We start from the raw sequence: 16,760 nt of genomic DNA, 5'->3' as shown, positions 1-16,760 counted from the left end.
CCTAGTCGTGGTATTCTCCACGATCCCACTTTTCAAGAAATTCTGTAAAGAACTCTGGATTAGCTTGCTCTTGATTGAGCGTTTCAACTGCAGCAATCTTTTCAATTAAGCGTTTGTTTTCTTCAGTTGGTTTGTATTCTGCTTTAATAAAGGCTTCAATGATGTCGCACATGAGCAGCTCGCCCGTAATCTTTCCTCCAAAACCAATGACGTTGGCATTTAACTCTTCTTTTGCATAGAGTGCAGAGGTCATATCACGAACCAGGGCTGATCGAACACCAGGTACCTTGTTTACAGCATTGTTGATTCCAACACCTGTTCCACAAATACAAATTCCCAAATCTGCTTGTCCGCTTGCAACAGCTTCACCAACTTTTTTACCAAAGATTGGGTAATGAGTACGAACATTGTCATAAGTCCCAAAGTCCAATACTTCATATCCTTGATTTTTCAAATAATCTACCACAGCGATTTTTTCATAGGTTACAATGTGGTCACAACCGATTGCAATTTTCATCTCTTATTCTCCTTTGTTTACAACAATTAGCACATTTTATTTAGCATATCGACACGAATTTGGTGACGGCCACCATCATACTCACCTTCAACAAATCCTTTAACGATATTTTTAGCAATTCCTTCTCCTACAATCTCACTACCGATTGTAATAATACGCGAATTGTTGTGTCCTCTTGTCATATAGGCAGAACGTTCGTCTGAAACTTCTGCAGCGATCATGCCTTTGACTTTAGTTGCGGTCATAAATGGACCAACACCATAAGCATCAATCACAATGCCAAGATTTCCTTCCTCTTGATTAACTTCTGCAACTACTGCCAAAGTTGTATCAACAAAATCACTTCCATCACTGACATCTTTAAAGTCATATGATTTTTCTAGCAAATAATCTTTAATAACGTCTTTTAGTTTTGAACCCGCTGGATCAGCACCGATAATGATTGTCATAACCTATCTCCTAACAAAAATAGAAAGTTGTAGCCATATTTGGCAGAAAATCTTTGTTTTGCAAAACTTAGAAAAAGCGTTTTCGCTTTTTATGTTTAAATTATACAACCAAACAAACATAAAGTCAACACATTTTGTTTTGTTTTTGTTTGTTTTTTTCGTATGAAAACAAAAAAACCAACATTTCACTGTTGGTTTTGATAACTTTATGATTTTGTAGTGATAATTTCGATGTGCTTACGTAATAATTGGTAATTTTCATCCTTTGCATTCACATCTGTCACTAGAGCGGTTACATCATTCAAATCACAAAAGGAAGTAAAATCATCTTTTCCAATTTTCGAGGCATCTAGCAGTAGATATTTTTCTAACGAATGTTTAATGGCAATATTTTGCGTATAGGCTTCAGCTAGGGTAGAGGTCATGACATCAGTTCCCTTAAGTCCGTTACCTGAAAAGAAAATCTTGCTGAATCGCATTTTTTCTAAACTTGTATTGGTAATTTCTCCTACAAAAGATTCTGTCACTTGGCGATATTCTCCCCCCAAGAGAAAGACTTGAAACTCCTCGGTCTTCTTTTGAGATAGGATGGTAAAAACAGGCATACAGTTTGTGATGACTGTTAGGCGAGGATTTTTAATGGCCTCGGCCAGAAAGGCCACTGTTGTTCCTGGACCTAAAAATACCGTGTCTCCATCTTCTATCAGTTGTGCAGCCCTTTCCGCTATCTCTTGCTTGGCTTCCTTATTCTGAATGTGTTTCTCAGAATGGGAATATTCCCGATATTGAAAAGCCTTATTACTTCTAGCACCGCCATGAATTTTTGTTAAGACACCTCGCTCTTCCAATTCAATAAAATCACGTCGAACAGTCATATCAGTAACATTTAGCAATTCAACAATCTCAGAAATTCGAACTGTGCCTTTTTTGTTTACCAATCGTGTAATTTCTTCTAGTCGTTCTCGTTTATTCATGTTTAATCCTTTGTTGTTTTTTACATTATATCAAAAATAAACAAGAATATGTTGGAAATTTGAACATTTGTTCAATATTATTTTTTAGTTGTATTTTTGTATAAACGAGAAGACTTCAGAATATAATGACTTTCATTTTGGGAATCATTTTTAAATACAATAACTCCTTGTTTGGTGTATTCTCCAACTACATCAGCATTACTATCTAAAATTTGCATTGTTACATTATTTACTTTATATCTTGCTTATTAAATAAAATCTCATTATCTTTAAACTGAATTTTTTTAGATTCATCAACATTTTTTATACTTCTATTTTCCACATTGGCTAATACATAATCTCCTCTAAGATTTTTATGAACAAAAAGGGCAACGGAAAAATTGCAGGTCTTGTTATTGGCTTGACTTTAACTTCGCTCATCTGGGCGAAGTTTTTTGATTTATGATTTCCGTAAAACGATGGGTAAATTGGGCGGTCATTCCCCAGATATTTTCTGGTAGATTTTCATAAAATGGAACGGAGCGTTTGTGATGACTGAAAGGATAGTCAACCCCACCTCTCAAACGTTCAAAGGGAAAGTCACAATCTGGGACAATCTGTGAATCCAGTTGATAATAGACAGGGGACGTTTTCAACAAGGTTTCTAGTGGAACTGTAAAGAATCGAGCCACTTCATCATTGGGTTGAAGGGTCTGCCAGTCCAAGTGAAGTCGACCGACAAAACAGCGAATCGTTGAGCGACCGAAAACGAGATAATCGATTTCTCCCAGCAACTCAATTTGTTCCTGTTGAATGTCAAGTTCTTCAATAACCTCACGAATGGCTGCTTCTTCTGCTGTCTCCCCATCATCAATTCCACCACCTGGAAAGGAAACTTCTCCCGGTTGAGAAATGGACTCGCTCCGAATCTCATATAAGACCTGCCACTGATTGTCTGACCAGACTAAGGGCAAGAAGACTGCATAAGAACGTTTTTCACCCAATGGCTGGGGCTGATAGTCTTTCAATAATGCCTGCAATTGATCAGTCATGGCAACTCCTTACTAACTAGTGATTTATGCTTATTTTAACGAATTTTGTGGCATCTGGCAAGAACTTTGTCTAGATATAGCCGAACGAATTTGCTTTCATACCCGGAACCGAGGTACAGACAGTATAAGAATAGGGATTCCCGCATCACTCAACTGCTCTAGACCTTTAAGGTCACTGTCTTCCCTGTACCTGTCGCACCTGCGATAATTCCATGGCGGTTAAGCCGCTTGAGCTGCATCTCCACTCGACTGCTTCCATAACCAAAAGCAATAACATCTGACATATTCTAGCCTCTTTTCCGATTTTTTCTAGCTTTACTGTAGCATAACTTTTAGGAAAATAGCAGAGCAGACAACCGAATCACCTCAATATCCATAAAACAAAAAAGAAAAACCCGACGAATCGGGTTCACTATTAAAGATACAAGAATTTGAATAGTGCAACAGCGGCAATTGATGCGAGGATTGGAGCAACCACTGGCACCCAAGCATACCACCATTTTGAATCAGATTTTGATTCACCAAGTACTGTTTTTGGCAGGAAGTGGTGAAGAAGACGCGGACCAAGGTCACGAGCAGGGTTAAGAGCTGGACCAGTTGGACCACCGACACAGGCTACCAAGGCCATAACTAGGAAACCAATGCCTAAGTGAGCAACTGCAATTGAACCTGAAGTATATGGAGCAGTCATTGTCTCAGCGACTGTCTTGTCATAGCCTTGTTCAATGATTTTACCAACAAGCTCTGCACCAAAGAAATTCTTAGTCAAAGCAAGTGCTCCGAAGAACAATACAAATGAACCAGCGAACTCATTTAAGAAGCCATTAATAGTTGCAGCTTTACGGCTTTCTTTCGTTCCGTTATCAAGTGCACTGATAGTTGAGAATGAACCAAGAATATGGTTAGAATTTTCAGTTTTCAAGAAGTAAGGTTTGTATACTGCTACAACCACTAACTGACCAAACATTGCACCTAACAATTGCGCAACAATGTATTGAGCAACGTGAGCCCAAGGGAAGAGACCTGAAACAGCCAAACCAAGTGTAAAGGCTGGGTTGATATGGTTACCAGAAACGTTACCAAACATCAATGCTGGCATCATAACTGCCAAACCATAGCCAATCGCAATGAGAATCCAACCAGAGTTGTTTCCTTTTGTACCTTTTAAATCAACGTTTGCAACTGTACCATTACCAATGATAATAAGGAGTGCAGTCGCTAAAAATTCAGTGATATATTTCACTGTCCATGTAACATCCATATTTTTCTTATATTTCCTTTCAAAAGTTAAATTTTTTTGGACAACAACCATTTTATCAAGTATAATAAACAAAGTAAAGCCATTCGACAAAAAGAAAACGTTTACTCAAAAAAGTAGTAGATTCAGTAAGGAGATTAGGATGGGAGCTAACCAAGAGACTTTAATGTACACACTTGAAAAGAGTATCCAGAAAAAAGCAGATTTATTTGAACACAGTTTTTCTGCCTACGCTGTACGATCGATACTTGCTAGTCTTTATTTAGGATTGGGGATTGTCATTTCTCTTTATACAGCAGACAAACTCAACCATGTCGCAGAAGGACTCGGGAAATTTAGCTATGGGTTGATGTTTGGTTGGGGGCTACTCATGATTTTATATATGAATGCCGAACTAGGAACATCCAACATGATGTATATGACAGTAGCCAGCCATCGAAAAACGATTCCTACTAAAATAGCCCTCAAGATGTTGGCAACCTGTATCCTTTTCAACTTTGTCGGTGCTGTCCTTGTTTGTTACTTGGTTTCATTGACACTGCCTTATCATCACGTTGATGCTCACAGCTACCTATTTGAAGCAACGGTGGCCAAGCTTTCAAAGACACCTTTGACTCAATTTATTGAAGGGATTTTTGCTAATATTGTCGTGAATATCGGCGTATTTACCTTCTTACGCATCAAAGATGATGCCGGACGTCTCATTTCCGTTATTTTCATCATCTTTATCTTTGCTTTCTTGGGATATGAGCACGTCATTGCGAACTTTTCACTCTTCTCCCTGGCCTTTTTTGCAAATGGTGGACCAGTTGAGGGAATGACTTTATTAAGTGTACTAAGCAATTTCCTCTTTTCTGGATTAGGAAACTACGTGGGGGGCGGTCTCTTTATCGGACTTCTTTATAGTTGGTTGAATAATCAATCCAGACTTTATGTAGACTAAAAAAACTACGGTTGGAATTCCTACCGTAGTTTTTTTATTGTAAGATAATCTGCGCAACTATAGGACTAATCACCACATACATAATTCCTGTAATCCCAATAGCTAAGCCAGCCATCGCCCCTTGCGTATGCCCATATTTTATCGCTGTACCCGTTCCAATGGCATGTCCTGTTCCTCCCAAAGCAAGACCAACAGCTACCGGGTCTTCAATTTTTAGTAGCTTTAAAAAGACCGGACCAAGAACACTTGTCAGAATCCCTGTTGCAACAACGACTACTAGAGTAACTGTTGCTATTCCTTGCATTTTATCAGTAATACCAACAGCCATAGCAGTGGTGACAGATTTTGGAAAAAGAGAGATTGCTAGAAAAAAATCCATTCCAAACCATTTTGCAATTAGGGCAGTAAAGACAGTATTGACAATGCAAGCAACAAAAATTCCCAATAAAATACTTCGAATGTGATGTTTCATTAGATGGAAAGAACGATACAAAGGAATACCCAGAGCTACTGTTGAAGGCACAATAAGCATATTTAGATAGGAACCTCCTGCATAATATTCCTTATAGGAGATACCTGTCATTTTTAAAAAGACAATAATCAATCCTGTAGCTACCAACAGTGGGGTTGTGATTGGGTGAGGAAATCTCCGATAAATCAGCATTCCAATTAAATATGCTGCAATTGATAACATAATACCAAAAATAGGATTTGAAAAAAGTTCAGTCATGATTTCCCTCCGTATCAATATAGTCACCTTCAAACTTTTGCTTCACAAATTGAACAACAAAACCAATTACTAAGATATTTAAAAAAATGGCGCCTAAAATGACGATGATAATGGGAAGTAAATAATCTTTAATTGCATCAAATCTCTCCATAATGCCCACCGCTGCAGGCAAAAAAAGAATGGTCATATTAGCCAGCAAAAAATTTCCAACCGTATGAATGTGGCGAAGACGAATCAATTTGAACTCTAGGGCTAAAAATAGGAGGATTAAGCCAATAATACTTCCCGGAATAGGAAGATGAAAAATAGTCGAAATAGCTTCCCCTAAAAATGAAAATACTAGAATAATCATAAACTGAACATATAGTTTCATCTTTACACCACCTTAAATACTACTAATCCATCTGAGGTCATTCTCTTTTAGTCCAGAAAATCCCTTAATGTTAGTACTGTTATTAAGTTTACTACTCTGAAATTATTTTTCAAGGCTATAAAACGTTTACACCTTAAAAATTTGTCCTAAGCTATTTTATTTATTTTGCACATAATCACTTGACAATTTATTTCTGTAGGTGTATATTTAATATATAACAAGATTTGATATATACAATTGAACACTATATATCAAAACTAAACCCAACCAACAACAAAGGAAAGGAGCGTCCTATGCATTTTCCAGTCCCCGCAGTGCTGACAGAATTTCTCATCATGGCTATTTTGGAATCCGATGATTCTTATGGCTATGAAATCTGTCAGACCATTAAATTAATTGCCAACATCAAGGAGTCCGCCCTCTATCCCATCCTAAAACGATTGGAGCAAAATGACTTTTTGACTACTTATTCTCAAGAATATCAGGGTCGTATGCGCAAGTATTATAGCCTAACTCAGTTAGGTCACGAAGAATTGGTCCGACTCAAAGATGACTGGGATACCTATACAAACACGATAAACGGCATCATAGAAGGGAGCGTCCGCCATGACAAGAACTGAGTACATGGAGCAGTTAGAAAAATATCTCAAAAAACTGCCCCACAAAGAATACTTTGAAGCCATCAGCTTCTTTAATGAGTATTTTGACGAGGCTGGACCAGAGCGTGAAACAGAAATTATAGAAGAACTTGGTTCACCAAAAGAAGCTGCCAGCGAACTCATTAACAACATGCTCAACAAGCAAATCCAGGAGGAGAAGGATCAACAAGAACCTGTTCAACTCAACTGGAAACTCTGGGTTGGTCTGGGAGCCTTAAGTATGACAGGTCTCTTCTCTTTCTTCCTACTCTTTATCATGGGAGAGTTTATCGGAGTCATTCCTCTGTTTGCGACTCTTATCCTCGGCGCCTTTTTCCTCGGTCGCTACTTCCGTAATTTTAGCCAAACAAAACGAACGCTATGGTTGGCTATCCTAGCTGTCATTTCCCTGCCTATCGCCATTCCACTTTTGCTCATTCTCCTAGCTAGTCTATTGGGATTGGTGGCGCTCATCTTGGCCCTCATTGTCGGAGCTTTTGCTTTGGGTGTCGGACTTCTCACTAGCGGTGGCTATCTGATTTGGGAAGCCTTTAGCCTCATGTCAGAAGGATTCAACATCTTCCTTATGGGCTTTGGCTCAGGTTTGTCTTTGATTGGCGGAGCTATTCTCATCTACATCTTGACTGGATTTTTTGCCTACTGGTCTTGGCGCTTGGTCAAGGCTTGCTTCAAATGGATCTTGAAACGAGGTAAACGAGCATGAAAAAGAAACTAACCATGGCCATTATTTTCGGCTTTGTCAGCCTGATTGCAGGCTTAATTCTAGCTGGCATTGGATTTTTCACAGGAGGCGTAACCCGCTTGGAAGAGGTTGCTGCTCCGACGGAAGTTCATAAGACCTTCACAGATTTGAATACCATTAAAATTGACTTTATCCCCCACAGCGTCTATATCAAGGAGTCTAGCGATAGCAACTACCATGTGACCTATGCCAACTCCGACAACAATATGCAATCCCCCTTAAAACTAGCAGAAAAAGAGGGCACTTTGACCCTTTCTTCACAACAAGAATCTTTTGCTATCGAAGGAATTATGCAGTATCTTGGAGAAAGGTTGGCCCAACGTCGTATCAATGTCTTCTCCGTCACCATTGAAGTGCCTAAAGGGAAGACACTGGATAAATTAGAGGGACACAATCTCCACTTCTATGATTTTGGCGGTTTCACGATTGAGAATATCCATATCAAAGAGGCAAATCTGTCTGGTGGTGTCGATCTCGACAAGGTGACCATTGACAGCGGCCAGATCGAAGCAGGCTACTTCCAAGCGACACAATCCACTCTAAAAGATATGCACATCGACCTCCACGAAAGTAGCATCCGCTTATCTGAAACCAGTTTGGAAAATGTGACCATCGAGGGCTATAGCCAACTGGATAGCAAGCAAGTGACCCTTCTTGACGACAATCGCTTCACCCCGTCCGACACCTATTCTTCTACAACATTTTTGGATGTGACGGATAAGAGTCTGGCAGATAGCAACTTGCTCATCACCAACCAAATCGACAAGAAAAAATTAGTAGAAGCCCAAGGTTACTACTATGAAGATGGGAATGATTTGGGAGAGATGGTTAACCAAGACCCTTACTTAAAAGAGCGACTAGGGGAAGTCGGTATTTTCACTAGCGATAAGTACACCAAATACCCTGTCAAGACAGAAAACGATCTACAGACCCTAACCCTAGAAAACAAAGGTAGCAAGAACAAACTGACCATTGAAGCCACCAATGCGACAATCAATTTAGGGACACCAAAATAAGAATGATAAAACCAGCTTAGTTTCCTAGGCTGGTTTCTTCATTTATTTACTAGATAGACCTTTTTTCAAGCTTTTCCAAAGACCGATATCATCTGTTTGCAGAATCAAGCCCGCATAGGATTTTCCGATAAAGTAGATCGCTGCTACTGTGCTGGCAATGAGGATAAGGAGGGAAAGCCCTGCTTCCAGACCATTTGCCCAGCCGTTGATGATACGAATTGGCATGAAGAAGGTCGATAACAGTGGCACATAGGAGCCGATTTTGAGTAAGATAGACTCCTGAGCCTGCTGACCCAAGGTCATTGCCCCGATAAAGCCAATAATAATAGGGTACATGACTGGCTGGACGGCCTTATTGACATCTTCCTGACGGACCACCAAGGAGCCACAGAGGGCCGCAATGACAACAATCAGGACCAGACCAAAGAGGGAGAAAAAGAGAATAAACCAGTCAAATCCGCCCAAAACAGCCTGAGCAATGGGATTGTCCTGCATAGTGAGCAGGGCTAGACTGGCAAACTGGTAACTGCCCACACCGCCAAGAGCATAGATGCCCAAGTGAGTGGCAATGACCATGAAAATCCCTAGAATCCGGCCGTAGAAATAGGTCGAAGCCGGTACACTAGAGAAGATAACCTCCATAATCTTGGTCCCCTTCTCACTGGCCACTTCCTGAGCAGTTGTCGAAGCATAAATCATAGTCAGAACGTAGAGGAGGAAAATCAAGGCAAAGAAGAGAATAAATTTCCCAATCTTCTCATAGCCCTTGTTCTCAACCAACTGGACCTGATAAGCTGGGGTGCGAGCCAGTGTCGCCTCTTGCTGACTGGTCAGCTGGGCATCTTCCTTGTTCAACTGGTCCTGAAGCTCTGCCAGAGTCTGCTGGATAGCCGTTTCTGTTTCTATACTTGGCAGTTCATTTCCATGATAAACGGCTGAGAGCTGACCGTCGCTTACGGTTACGATCAAATAGCCCAACAAGTCCTCGTCCTCGAGAGCTTTTTTAGCTGCTTCTTCATCGGTGTAGTCTGAGGTTAGCCCGTCCAAGTCCTCAAAGGCCGACTGAACAGACGCCTCTTGACTAATCAGGGCAATCTCCTGACCACCTTGGTCCATGCTAGACCCCGTCAGATAACCGATTCCCAATGAAAAGAAAATCATAATAAAAGGAGCAAAGACCATAAAGACAAAGGACCAAGACTTGACCTGACGGAGATAGGTTTCCTTCGCAACTAGAAATAATGAGTTCATTCTGCCACCCCCGATTTGATTTTGAAGATTTCATCGATTGTCGGAGCTTGCTGGTCAAAGGTCGCCAGATAGCTTCCTCCGCTGATGAGCTGGAAGAGTTCTGGTCCAGCAGCTTCGTCGTCCAAGACCAACCGCCACTTGTCCTGATTGGTCATCTGAACAGACAGCACATGGGGCAGACCTTCCAGGCGTTCCCGTGCCACGTCGGACGAGATAAAGAGGCGGGTCCGACCAAACTGGCGACGGATTTCCTGAATGCCTCCGTTGAGCACCAGCTGTCCGTCCTGAATCATCAGCAGTTGATCGCACAGTTCCTCCACATTGGTCATAACGTGGTCAGAGAAAATCAAGGTCGCTCCCCGCTCCTTTTCCTCCAAAATCACACGCTTGAGCAAGGCCGTATTGACAGGATCCAGCCCAGAAAAAGGCTCGTCCAGGATAATCAGGTCTGGCTCATGAATCAGGGTGACAATCAACTGCACCTTCTGCTGATTCCCCTTGGACAGACTCTTGATCTTATCGGTCATCTTGCCCTTGACCTCAAGTTTTTTCATCCAGAGTGGCAGCTTTTCCGCCACCTCCTTGCTGGTCATCCCCTTAAGACTAGCCAGATACCGCACCTGCTCAAAGACGCTGAGCTTGGGCATCAGACTTCGCTCTTCTGGCAGGTAGCCGATTTTTTGGAACAAAGCTGGTGTGACTGCCTGCTGGTCCAGGATAATCTCACCCTCGTATGTGACAAAGCGGAGTAAGGAATGGAAGAAGGTGGTTTTCCCTGCTCCATTTTTCCCGACTAGACCACAAATGGTTCCAGACGGAATAGTGAAGGAAATGTCCTTCAAGACTTCCTTGCTTCCGTAACTTTTGCACAAGTGACGAACTTCTAACATCTCAACCTCCTTAGAATTGATTGCTTTTATTGTACACCTTTTTGTTGTCATTGTAAATGATACATGTAAAAAAAAGCAAAAAATAACAGAACAGGAAACCTGCTCTGCTATTATCCAAAAGAAACTAGTCCTCTGTCGGTCGATACATCATGAGACCTAATCCCATAAAACCTACTAAGAAGAGGCTCAGCATCCAAACTTGATGACTACTATTTCCAACCATAGAAATGGTTTGACGAAGACCTGAAACAGAATAGGTCATTGGAAGATAAGGCTGAATGACTTGGAAGAAGCGTGGGCTAAGTTCGATTGGATAGGTACCTGCACTTGAGCCAAGCTGTAGTAACAAGAGAATTAAACTGGCAAAGGATCCGAAACGATTGTTCCATCCCACCAGGGCTGTAACGAGGGCCATGAAGGTCCAAGAGGCTAAAAGGATTAATCCCAAGGTTGCCATTGGATGAGCCGGATCAATTCCAATCAAGCGAAGAACACCGTACAAAATCACTGCTGCTAGACTGGCAATAATACCATTGAGCAAGAGTTTTCCTTTGGCCCAGTCCCAACGATTCTTGTAGGAGCGATTATCAATGTGTTTGACAAAAATAACATTCGCTGATAAGGCTACAACCATTAGTGCGACAGATACCATATAAGGAGCCATTCCGACACCGTTGGTCTTCACATCATCTTGGTCACTGTGTTCCAAGGTGACTGGTTGAGAAACTGCTTGTGCATTTTTGTCTTCTACAGAGATGACTGATAGTTGTTGACTGGCTGATCTGAGTGAATTTGTTAATGTTTCACTACCTGTACGAAGACTGGAAATACCGCTTGTCAAGGTTTGACCGCCACTAGCTAATTGATCCGCACCAGCAATCAATTGCTGACTACCAGAAGCCAGTTGTCCTGAACCGCTGACAAGTTGACTGGAGTTGGATGCCAAGGTTGCCAATCCTGATGTTAACTGGCTACCTCCTGATTGGATGCTACTATTATTCGCAACCAACTGAGCTCCACCCTCTGCTAATTGGGCAACACCTGCGGTATAGGCTGTCACCCCTGACATAAGCTGACTAGCTCCACTTGATAATTGTGTTTGAAGTTGACTCACACCACTCGTCAAGGCTTGAGTTCCTGGTAGAACTTGCTGGTTCAAGGCGGTATTGACCTGACTCAAGCCACTTGATAGGTTTTCAATAGCTGTTGTAGCACCTGGCAATGCTTGATTGGCAGCCGTGTTGATCTGACCGACAGCTGATTGCAGCTGGCTCATTTGTGTTGCCATGCCAGAAAGACTTTGTAAGCTTGATAAGGCTTGACTCAGTTGAGACAATTGGCCCAAAATCGTTTGGGCTGCTGTCATTGTTGTCGAAGGTGAGTTTTGAAGGGCACCAACCAATTCAGCTTGCTGATCAGCTGTCAAGTTTTGATAGGTAGCCGTTGCTTGCAAGGCTTCAATGCTGGCTGTTTTATCAGCTTGGGCTGCAGTCAACAATCCTTGAGCTTGAGCCCCCATCTCTGTCAAGAGGCTAGATAGAGTAGAGGTATCTACTGCAAGTCCTCCGATACTTGAGAGGCTATCATTTAATTGGTTGATGGCCGCCTGCAACTGAGGAAGCCCTGTCAATAAAGCCTGTATCTGACTAGACTGTTCAGCAGACAAACTAGTTGAACTAGCGAGTTGCTCCAAGCCTGCCTGCAATTGATTGGCTCCTGTTACCAGTTGTTCGACCTGACTTGCTCCTGTTTGCAATTGTCCCACCCCAGCGATGAGCTGAGAGGAATTGGCATTTAATTGCTCTGCACCTGAAGCAAGACTCGCTACCCCATTTGTGTAGGTTGTTAAGCCACTGGAAAGTGTTTGACTTCCTGAAGCAGCCTGATTGACTCCATCTGTATAAGACACAACTCCAGTAGCCAATTGGTTTGCTCCTGTCACCAGTGATTGACCTGATGAAGATAAGGTAGATAAGCCTGATGATAGAGTCTGACTTCCGGTTTCTAATTGACTAGCTCCATCTGTCAATTGTTGACTTCCATCTGCTGCCTTAACCATGCCGTTTTGAATCTCTCCCATGCTGTCAAAAACAGCCGAGGTGTATGTTTCAGTAATCGTCTCTGAAACAGACGCTTTCAATTTTTCCATGGCTGATTCGCCCATCTTAGAAGCGACAAAGCTGTGACCTTTAGAGGTTTGGTAAGAAATTGTTAGTGGCTCAGGCTGATCCGTCAAGAGACTGGATGCTTTTTCCGATAAATCTTCTGGTAGGGTGATGACCATGTAATAGTCCCCTTCTTCCAAACCTTTTTCCGCATCTTTTTCTGATACAAAATGGAAATCCAGGCTCTTGCTCTCTTTCATATTATCCACCATATCATCACCAATGGTAAGGGTTTTATCTTGAAAGCTCGCCGACTGGTCTTGATTGACAACTGCTACAGGCAACTGGTCTAGTCGGCCGTAAGGGTCCCACATAGAGGTTAGGAAACTAATGTTATATAAGGCTGGGACACAGGAAACACCGAGAATGGTGATCAAGGTCATTGGTTTTTTGAAAAAATTCTTTACTTTTTCCGACATAAGAACCTCCTTTAGACATCCTGTCCAAAAACTGATAAAATATATTATACAAGTATCATTTTCAAAATCAAGTAATATGAATCGTTTTTTTGGACAATGTGTCTAAAAATGTATAAAAGGAGCAAAATGGGAACAGATAATCGGAAAGAACAAACTCGTCAAGCCATTTTAGAAGCAATGGTGACTTGCCTAGAAACTCAAGGGTTTAACGAAATTACAACCACCCACCTCGCTCAAACAGCAGGAATTAGTCGCTCTAGTTTTTATACCCATTATAAGGATAAATATGAATTGATTGACTCCTATCAACAGGGACTTTTTCACAAATTAGAGGCTAAATTTGACCGTTATGATGGCAATCGCCAATCATCATTTTTAGAAATTTTCGAATTGCTCTATCGTGAAAAATTACTCTCAGCCCTACTAACTCATAACGGAACTCAAGAAATCCAAAATTTTCTTATCAATAAAGTTAGATTATTGATCGCAAACGATTTAGCTGAGCGTTTGGGAAAAGAGAATTTATCACAACTGGAAAAAGAATACAGCAGCATCTATTTTTCACATGCCTTCTTCGGTATCATGCAGGTATGGATTAAAAATGGGAAGCAAGAATCTCCTCAATATATGACCGATTTTCTAATAAAAATGTTACCGTAATCATTATTTTCTACCTTCACCCTCTTAAGAAATATGATATAATAGTCTTATCGTGCAAACGTTTTCTTAAAGGAGATGATGAAATGATTCAAGCTGAACATCTATCAAAAACCTATTCCATCATAGATAAGGAAGTCGGTCTCAAAGGTTCTATTAAGGCCTTTTTCAAACCCAAGAAAAAGAAAATTCCTGCCGTCCAAGATATTTCCTTGCAGGTCAAAAAAGGCGAAATCATCGGCTATATCGGTTCCAACGGTTCTGGCAAATCTACGACTATCAAAATGCTGACGGGAGTCCTCTTCCCAGACCAGGGCTCAGTCCGAATCAACGGACTCAATCCGCAAGAAAATCGCAAGGCTGTTAATAAGCAAATCGGTGTTCTCTTTGGACAAAAATCTCACTTGGATTGGAACTTGCCTGTCCAGGAATCTTTTATCCTTCATGCAAAAATTTATGATGTTCCAGATAAGGTATTCAAAGAGCGATTAGCTGTCTTGATTGATTTATTGGACTTGGCCGATATTATGAAGCAACCAATCCGTAATCTGTCACTCGGTCAACGGGTTCGTTGTGAATTTGCGGCTATCTTTATCCACCAGCCTGCCGTTGTCTTTTTGGACGAGCCAACCATCGGTTTGGATGCCAGCGTCAAGGAGACCATTCGCTCCTTCATCCGCTATATGAACCAAGAATACCAGACCACCTTTTTGATTACTTCCCATGATATGAAGGACATCGAAAGCCTCTGTGAGCGGATTTTTATCATTGATAAGGGCAAAAAGGTCTACGATGGTTCTCTGACCGTCCTCAAAGAACGCTTTTCCACAGTCAAGACCATTCTCTTTTCCACAGAAAAGCCGATTGAAAGAGACTTGCAACTAGAAGGCTGGGAATTTGAACGAATAGATGACTTTCATTTTGAAATCCACTATCAAAGTAAGTTTTGGACCAGTGCCCAGGTGATTGAGCAAATCTTTAATCATTATTCGGTAGAAGATGTCACCATGAAGGAATTGGAAATTGAAACCATGGTCCGCCAAATTTATGAGGAGGGTATCCATGCGTAAATATCTCTACATGACCCGCCTGACCATGATGAATGCCATGCAGTACAAGGCTTTCTTTCTAGCGACTTTCGTTTCTCTGGCAGTGAAGATTTTGGTAGCTCTCTATGTCTGGAAAACCATTTTCTTCACTCAATCAGAAGTCAATGGCTTTACCCTGCAAACCTTTACTACATACATCATCTTTGCTAATCTACTAGCCAGTTTAAATTCCTTCTCGCTCGGAGAAGATTTATCCTACAGCATTTTAAAAGGAAGCATTGCTGGAGAATTTCTCAGACCCTATTCCTTTATCCTAGCCCTCTTTTTCAAGGACCTTGGAAATAAACTCTTGGAACTGATAAAATTTGCCATCGTATTTATCGGTATTCTACTTGTTCATCAAGATTTCTACCTGCCTGACGGCCAGACCATTTTGCTCTTTCTAGTCAGTTCGATTCTAGGGATGTTTATCGTTCAATTGCTGGATATGGCTTTTGGCTTCTTAGCATTTTTTACGGTCAATGCCTGGGGAGTTATGCTCCTACGGATGGGGCTTTTCAATTTGGCTTCTGGAGCACTCTTGCCACTCAGTTTTTATCCACAGTCTGTGGAAAACTTTTTGAAACTCCTTCCCTATAATTATGCGGTTAACGTTCCTGTTTCCATTTTACTAGGTCAGGAAAGTGATCTAAGAGCTTTGGGATTGCAAGTTCTCTGGATACCATTCCTCGCTCTCTTCATCGCTGCTCTTTGGTCTCAGGCCAAGCGTCGTATTGTCATTTTTGGAGGTTAACATGAAGAAATATATCAGCCTCTATTTATATAACATCAAGGTCTACATGATGGCCCAGATGTCCTTTCGGGTGGACTTCTTCATCGGACTTTTCTCCTCGTTGATTGAACAAATTGTCTACCTGATTTTCCTCAACATCCTCTTTGGAAATATCAAGGAAATCGCTGGTTTCAACTACGGTCAAATGCTTTTCATCTATGGAATAGCTACCGTCGGACGCTCCATTCACTTGATATTCTTTGACAATCTCTGGATGTTTGGTAGTCGCTATATCCGACAAGGCGAATTTGAACGCCTCCTCCTCATGCCTGTGAACCCACTTTTTCAACTTATCTGTGAACGAATTCAACCTCAAGGAATCGGAACAACGCTTATCGGTTCCCTTGCACTAGTCCAGGCTTCAAATGAGCTAGGCATGGAATGGAGTCTTGTAAAACTAGCCTTACTCATCTTTATTGCCATTTGTATCGGCCTACTCTATGCAGCCATTCAACTCGGTCCAACCGCTCTAGCATTTTGGATTGTGGAATCATTTCCTTTGACTATGGGAATTTTCGCCCTCAATCAGATGGCTCAATACCCACTCAACATCTATCCAAAAATCATTCAAATCCTGCTGATTTTTGTTTTCCCTTATGCTTTTACAGCCTATTTCCCAGCCCTCTACTTCTTAGACCTGTCTATGTGGGGACTGGCTCTGCCACTGGTTGTCCTAGTCTTATTTACCATCAATTACAAACTCTTCCGCTATGGTATGACCAAATTCACCAGTGTTGGAAATTAAAAAAAGCTAGAATTCTCTGGACGGAGAGGTCTAGCTTTTTTCTATATACTTATAAAATAC

General features: G+C 41.4%; 18 protein-coding genes and 1 pseudogene. 8 read left to right on the top strand and 11 right to left on the bottom strand.

What is annotated here, in order from left to right; translation table 11 throughout:
* Position 1 precedes the first annotated feature (1 nt).
* The 6 genes and pseudogenes from lacB to gla form a co-directional block, all read right to left on the bottom strand.
* The gene (gene lacB, locus F9856_RS01810; RefSeq protein WP_018031055.1) at positions 2-517 is read right to left on the bottom strand and encodes a galactose-6-phosphate isomerase subunit LacB; all 516 of its coding nucleotides are present in this window, start codon (positions 515-517) and stop codon (positions 2-4) included.
* Positions 518-543: 26 nt separating this feature from the next.
* Complete coding sequence (gene lacA / locus F9856_RS01805) at positions 544-966, bottom strand: galactose-6-phosphate isomerase subunit LacA (RefSeq protein ID WP_002941127.1); 423 nt, start codon at positions 964-966, stop codon at positions 544-546.
* Between the two features lie 206 nt (positions 967-1,172).
* On the bottom strand, positions 1,173-1,940 hold the full coding sequence (locus F9856_RS01800; RefSeq protein WP_202105532.1) for a DeoR/GlpR family DNA-binding transcription regulator: 768 nt from the start codon (positions 1,938-1,940) through the stop codon (positions 1,173-1,175).
* A gap of 416 nt (positions 1,941-2,356) precedes the next feature.
* Entirely contained in the window at positions 2,357-2,971 is a 615-nt protein-coding gene (locus F9856_RS01795) for an NUDIX hydrolase (protein WP_002941111.1), read from the bottom strand.
* A gap of 114 nt (positions 2,972-3,085) precedes the next feature.
* Positions 3,086-3,255 (bottom strand): annotated as a pseudogene (locus F9856_RS01790) (helicase HerA-like domain-containing protein); the annotation flags it as partial.
* A gap of 131 nt (positions 3,256-3,386) precedes the next feature.
* Positions 3,387-4,232 (bottom strand): aquaglyceroporin Gla, encoded by an 846-nt coding sequence (gla, locus tag F9856_RS01785; RefSeq protein WP_202105531.1) that lies wholly within the window; start codon positions 4,230-4,232, stop codon positions 3,387-3,389.
* Between the two features lie 139 nt (positions 4,233-4,371).
* Between gla and F9856_RS01780 the strand changes: the two genes are divergently transcribed.
* Positions 4,372-5,172: a formate/nitrite transporter family protein gene (locus F9856_RS01780; RefSeq protein ID WP_202105530.1), complete on the top strand. Its 801-nt coding sequence runs from the start codon at positions 4,372-4,374 to the stop codon at positions 5,170-5,172.
* Positions 5,173-5,206: 34 nt separating this feature from the next.
* On the opposite strand, the gene F9856_RS01775 is transcribed toward F9856_RS01780, so the two are convergent.
* Both F9856_RS01775 and F9856_RS01770 read right to left on the bottom strand, forming a co-directional pair.
* Positions 5,207-5,902, bottom strand: a complete 696-nt coding sequence (locus F9856_RS01775) for an LrgB family protein (RefSeq protein ID WP_002937552.1) — start codon at positions 5,900-5,902, stop codon at positions 5,207-5,209.
* Positions 5,895-6,275, bottom strand: coding sequence for a CidA/LrgA family protein (locus F9856_RS01770; RefSeq protein ID WP_024397913.1), 381 nt, complete (start codon positions 6,273-6,275; stop codon positions 5,895-5,897). Before F9856_RS01770 ends, F9856_RS01775 begins: the two co-directional genes overlap by 8 nt.
* A 293-nt stretch (positions 6,276-6,568) precedes the next feature.
* On the opposite strand from F9856_RS01770, the gene F9856_RS01765 reads away from it, so the two are divergent.
* The 3 genes from F9856_RS01765 to F9856_RS01755 are packed head-to-tail and all read left to right on the top strand — an operon-like array spanning position 6,569 to position 8,692.
* On the top strand, positions 6,569-6,895 hold the full coding sequence (locus F9856_RS01765; RefSeq protein WP_002937550.1) for a PadR family transcriptional regulator: 327 nt from the start codon (positions 6,569-6,571) through the stop codon (positions 6,893-6,895).
* Complete coding sequence (locus F9856_RS01760; RefSeq protein ID WP_202105529.1) at positions 6,882-7,637, top strand: DUF1700 domain-containing protein; 756 nt, start codon at positions 6,882-6,884, stop codon at positions 7,635-7,637. The genes F9856_RS01765 and F9856_RS01760 overlap by 14 nt, the downstream gene beginning before the upstream one ends.
* Positions 7,634-8,692: a DUF4097 family beta strand repeat-containing protein gene (locus F9856_RS01755; RefSeq protein ID WP_202105528.1), complete on the top strand. Its 1,059-nt coding sequence runs from the start codon at positions 7,634-7,636 to the stop codon at positions 8,690-8,692. Before F9856_RS01760 ends, F9856_RS01755 begins: the two co-directional genes overlap by 4 nt.
* 42 nt (positions 8,693-8,734) lie before the next feature.
* Here the strand turns inward: F9856_RS01755 and F9856_RS01750 are convergent, their stop codons facing one another.
* From F9856_RS01750 to F9856_RS01740, 3 genes are all read right to left on the bottom strand, one after another.
* Positions 8,735-9,943 (bottom strand): ABC transporter permease, encoded by a 1,209-nt coding sequence (locus F9856_RS01750; RefSeq protein WP_002941082.1) that lies wholly within the window; start codon positions 9,941-9,943, stop codon positions 8,735-8,737.
* A complete protein-coding gene (locus F9856_RS01745) occupies positions 9,940-10,833 on the bottom strand; it encodes an ABC transporter ATP-binding protein (RefSeq protein WP_002941081.1) in 894 nt (297 codons plus the stop codon). The genes F9856_RS01750 and F9856_RS01745 overlap by 4 nt, the downstream gene beginning before the upstream one ends.
* 124 nt (positions 10,834-10,957) lie before the next feature.
* A complete protein-coding gene (locus F9856_RS01740; RefSeq protein WP_202105527.1) occupies positions 10,958-13,417 on the bottom strand; it encodes a YhgE/Pip domain-containing protein in 2,460 nt (819 codons plus the stop codon).
* 126 nt (positions 13,418-13,543) lie between these two features.
* On the opposite strand from F9856_RS01740, the gene F9856_RS01735 reads away from it, so the two are divergent.
* The 4 genes from F9856_RS01735 to F9856_RS01720 all read left to right on the top strand — a co-directional run bounded on the left by F9856_RS01735 (position 13,544) and on the right by F9856_RS01720 (position 16,700).
* Positions 13,544-14,077, top strand: a complete 534-nt coding sequence (locus F9856_RS01735) for a TetR/AcrR family transcriptional regulator (RefSeq protein WP_202105526.1) — start codon at positions 13,544-13,546, stop codon at positions 14,075-14,077.
* An 83-nt stretch (positions 14,078-14,160) separates the two neighbouring features.
* Positions 14,161-15,144: an ABC transporter ATP-binding protein gene (locus tag F9856_RS01730; protein ID WP_202105525.1), complete on the top strand. Its 984-nt coding sequence runs from the start codon at positions 14,161-14,163 to the stop codon at positions 15,142-15,144.
* Entirely contained in the window at positions 15,137-15,916 is a 780-nt protein-coding gene (locus F9856_RS01725; protein WP_024380162.1) for an ABC transporter permease, read from the top strand. The genes F9856_RS01730 and F9856_RS01725 overlap by 8 nt, the downstream gene beginning before the upstream one ends.
* Position 15,917: 1 nt before the next feature.
* Positions 15,918-16,700 (top strand): ABC transporter permease, encoded by a 783-nt coding sequence (locus tag F9856_RS01720; RefSeq protein ID WP_202105524.1) that lies wholly within the window; start codon positions 15,918-15,920, stop codon positions 16,698-16,700.
* Positions 16,701-16,760 lie beyond the last annotated feature (60 nt).

This window comes from Streptococcus suis, assembly GCF_016743335.1.
GTDB classification, from domain to species: Bacteria; Bacillota; Bacilli; order Lactobacillales; family Streptococcaceae; genus Streptococcus; species Streptococcus suis_Y.
The sequence above is the reverse complement of the archived record's forward strand: the minus strand, read 5'-3'. Positions and strand labels throughout refer to the sequence as shown.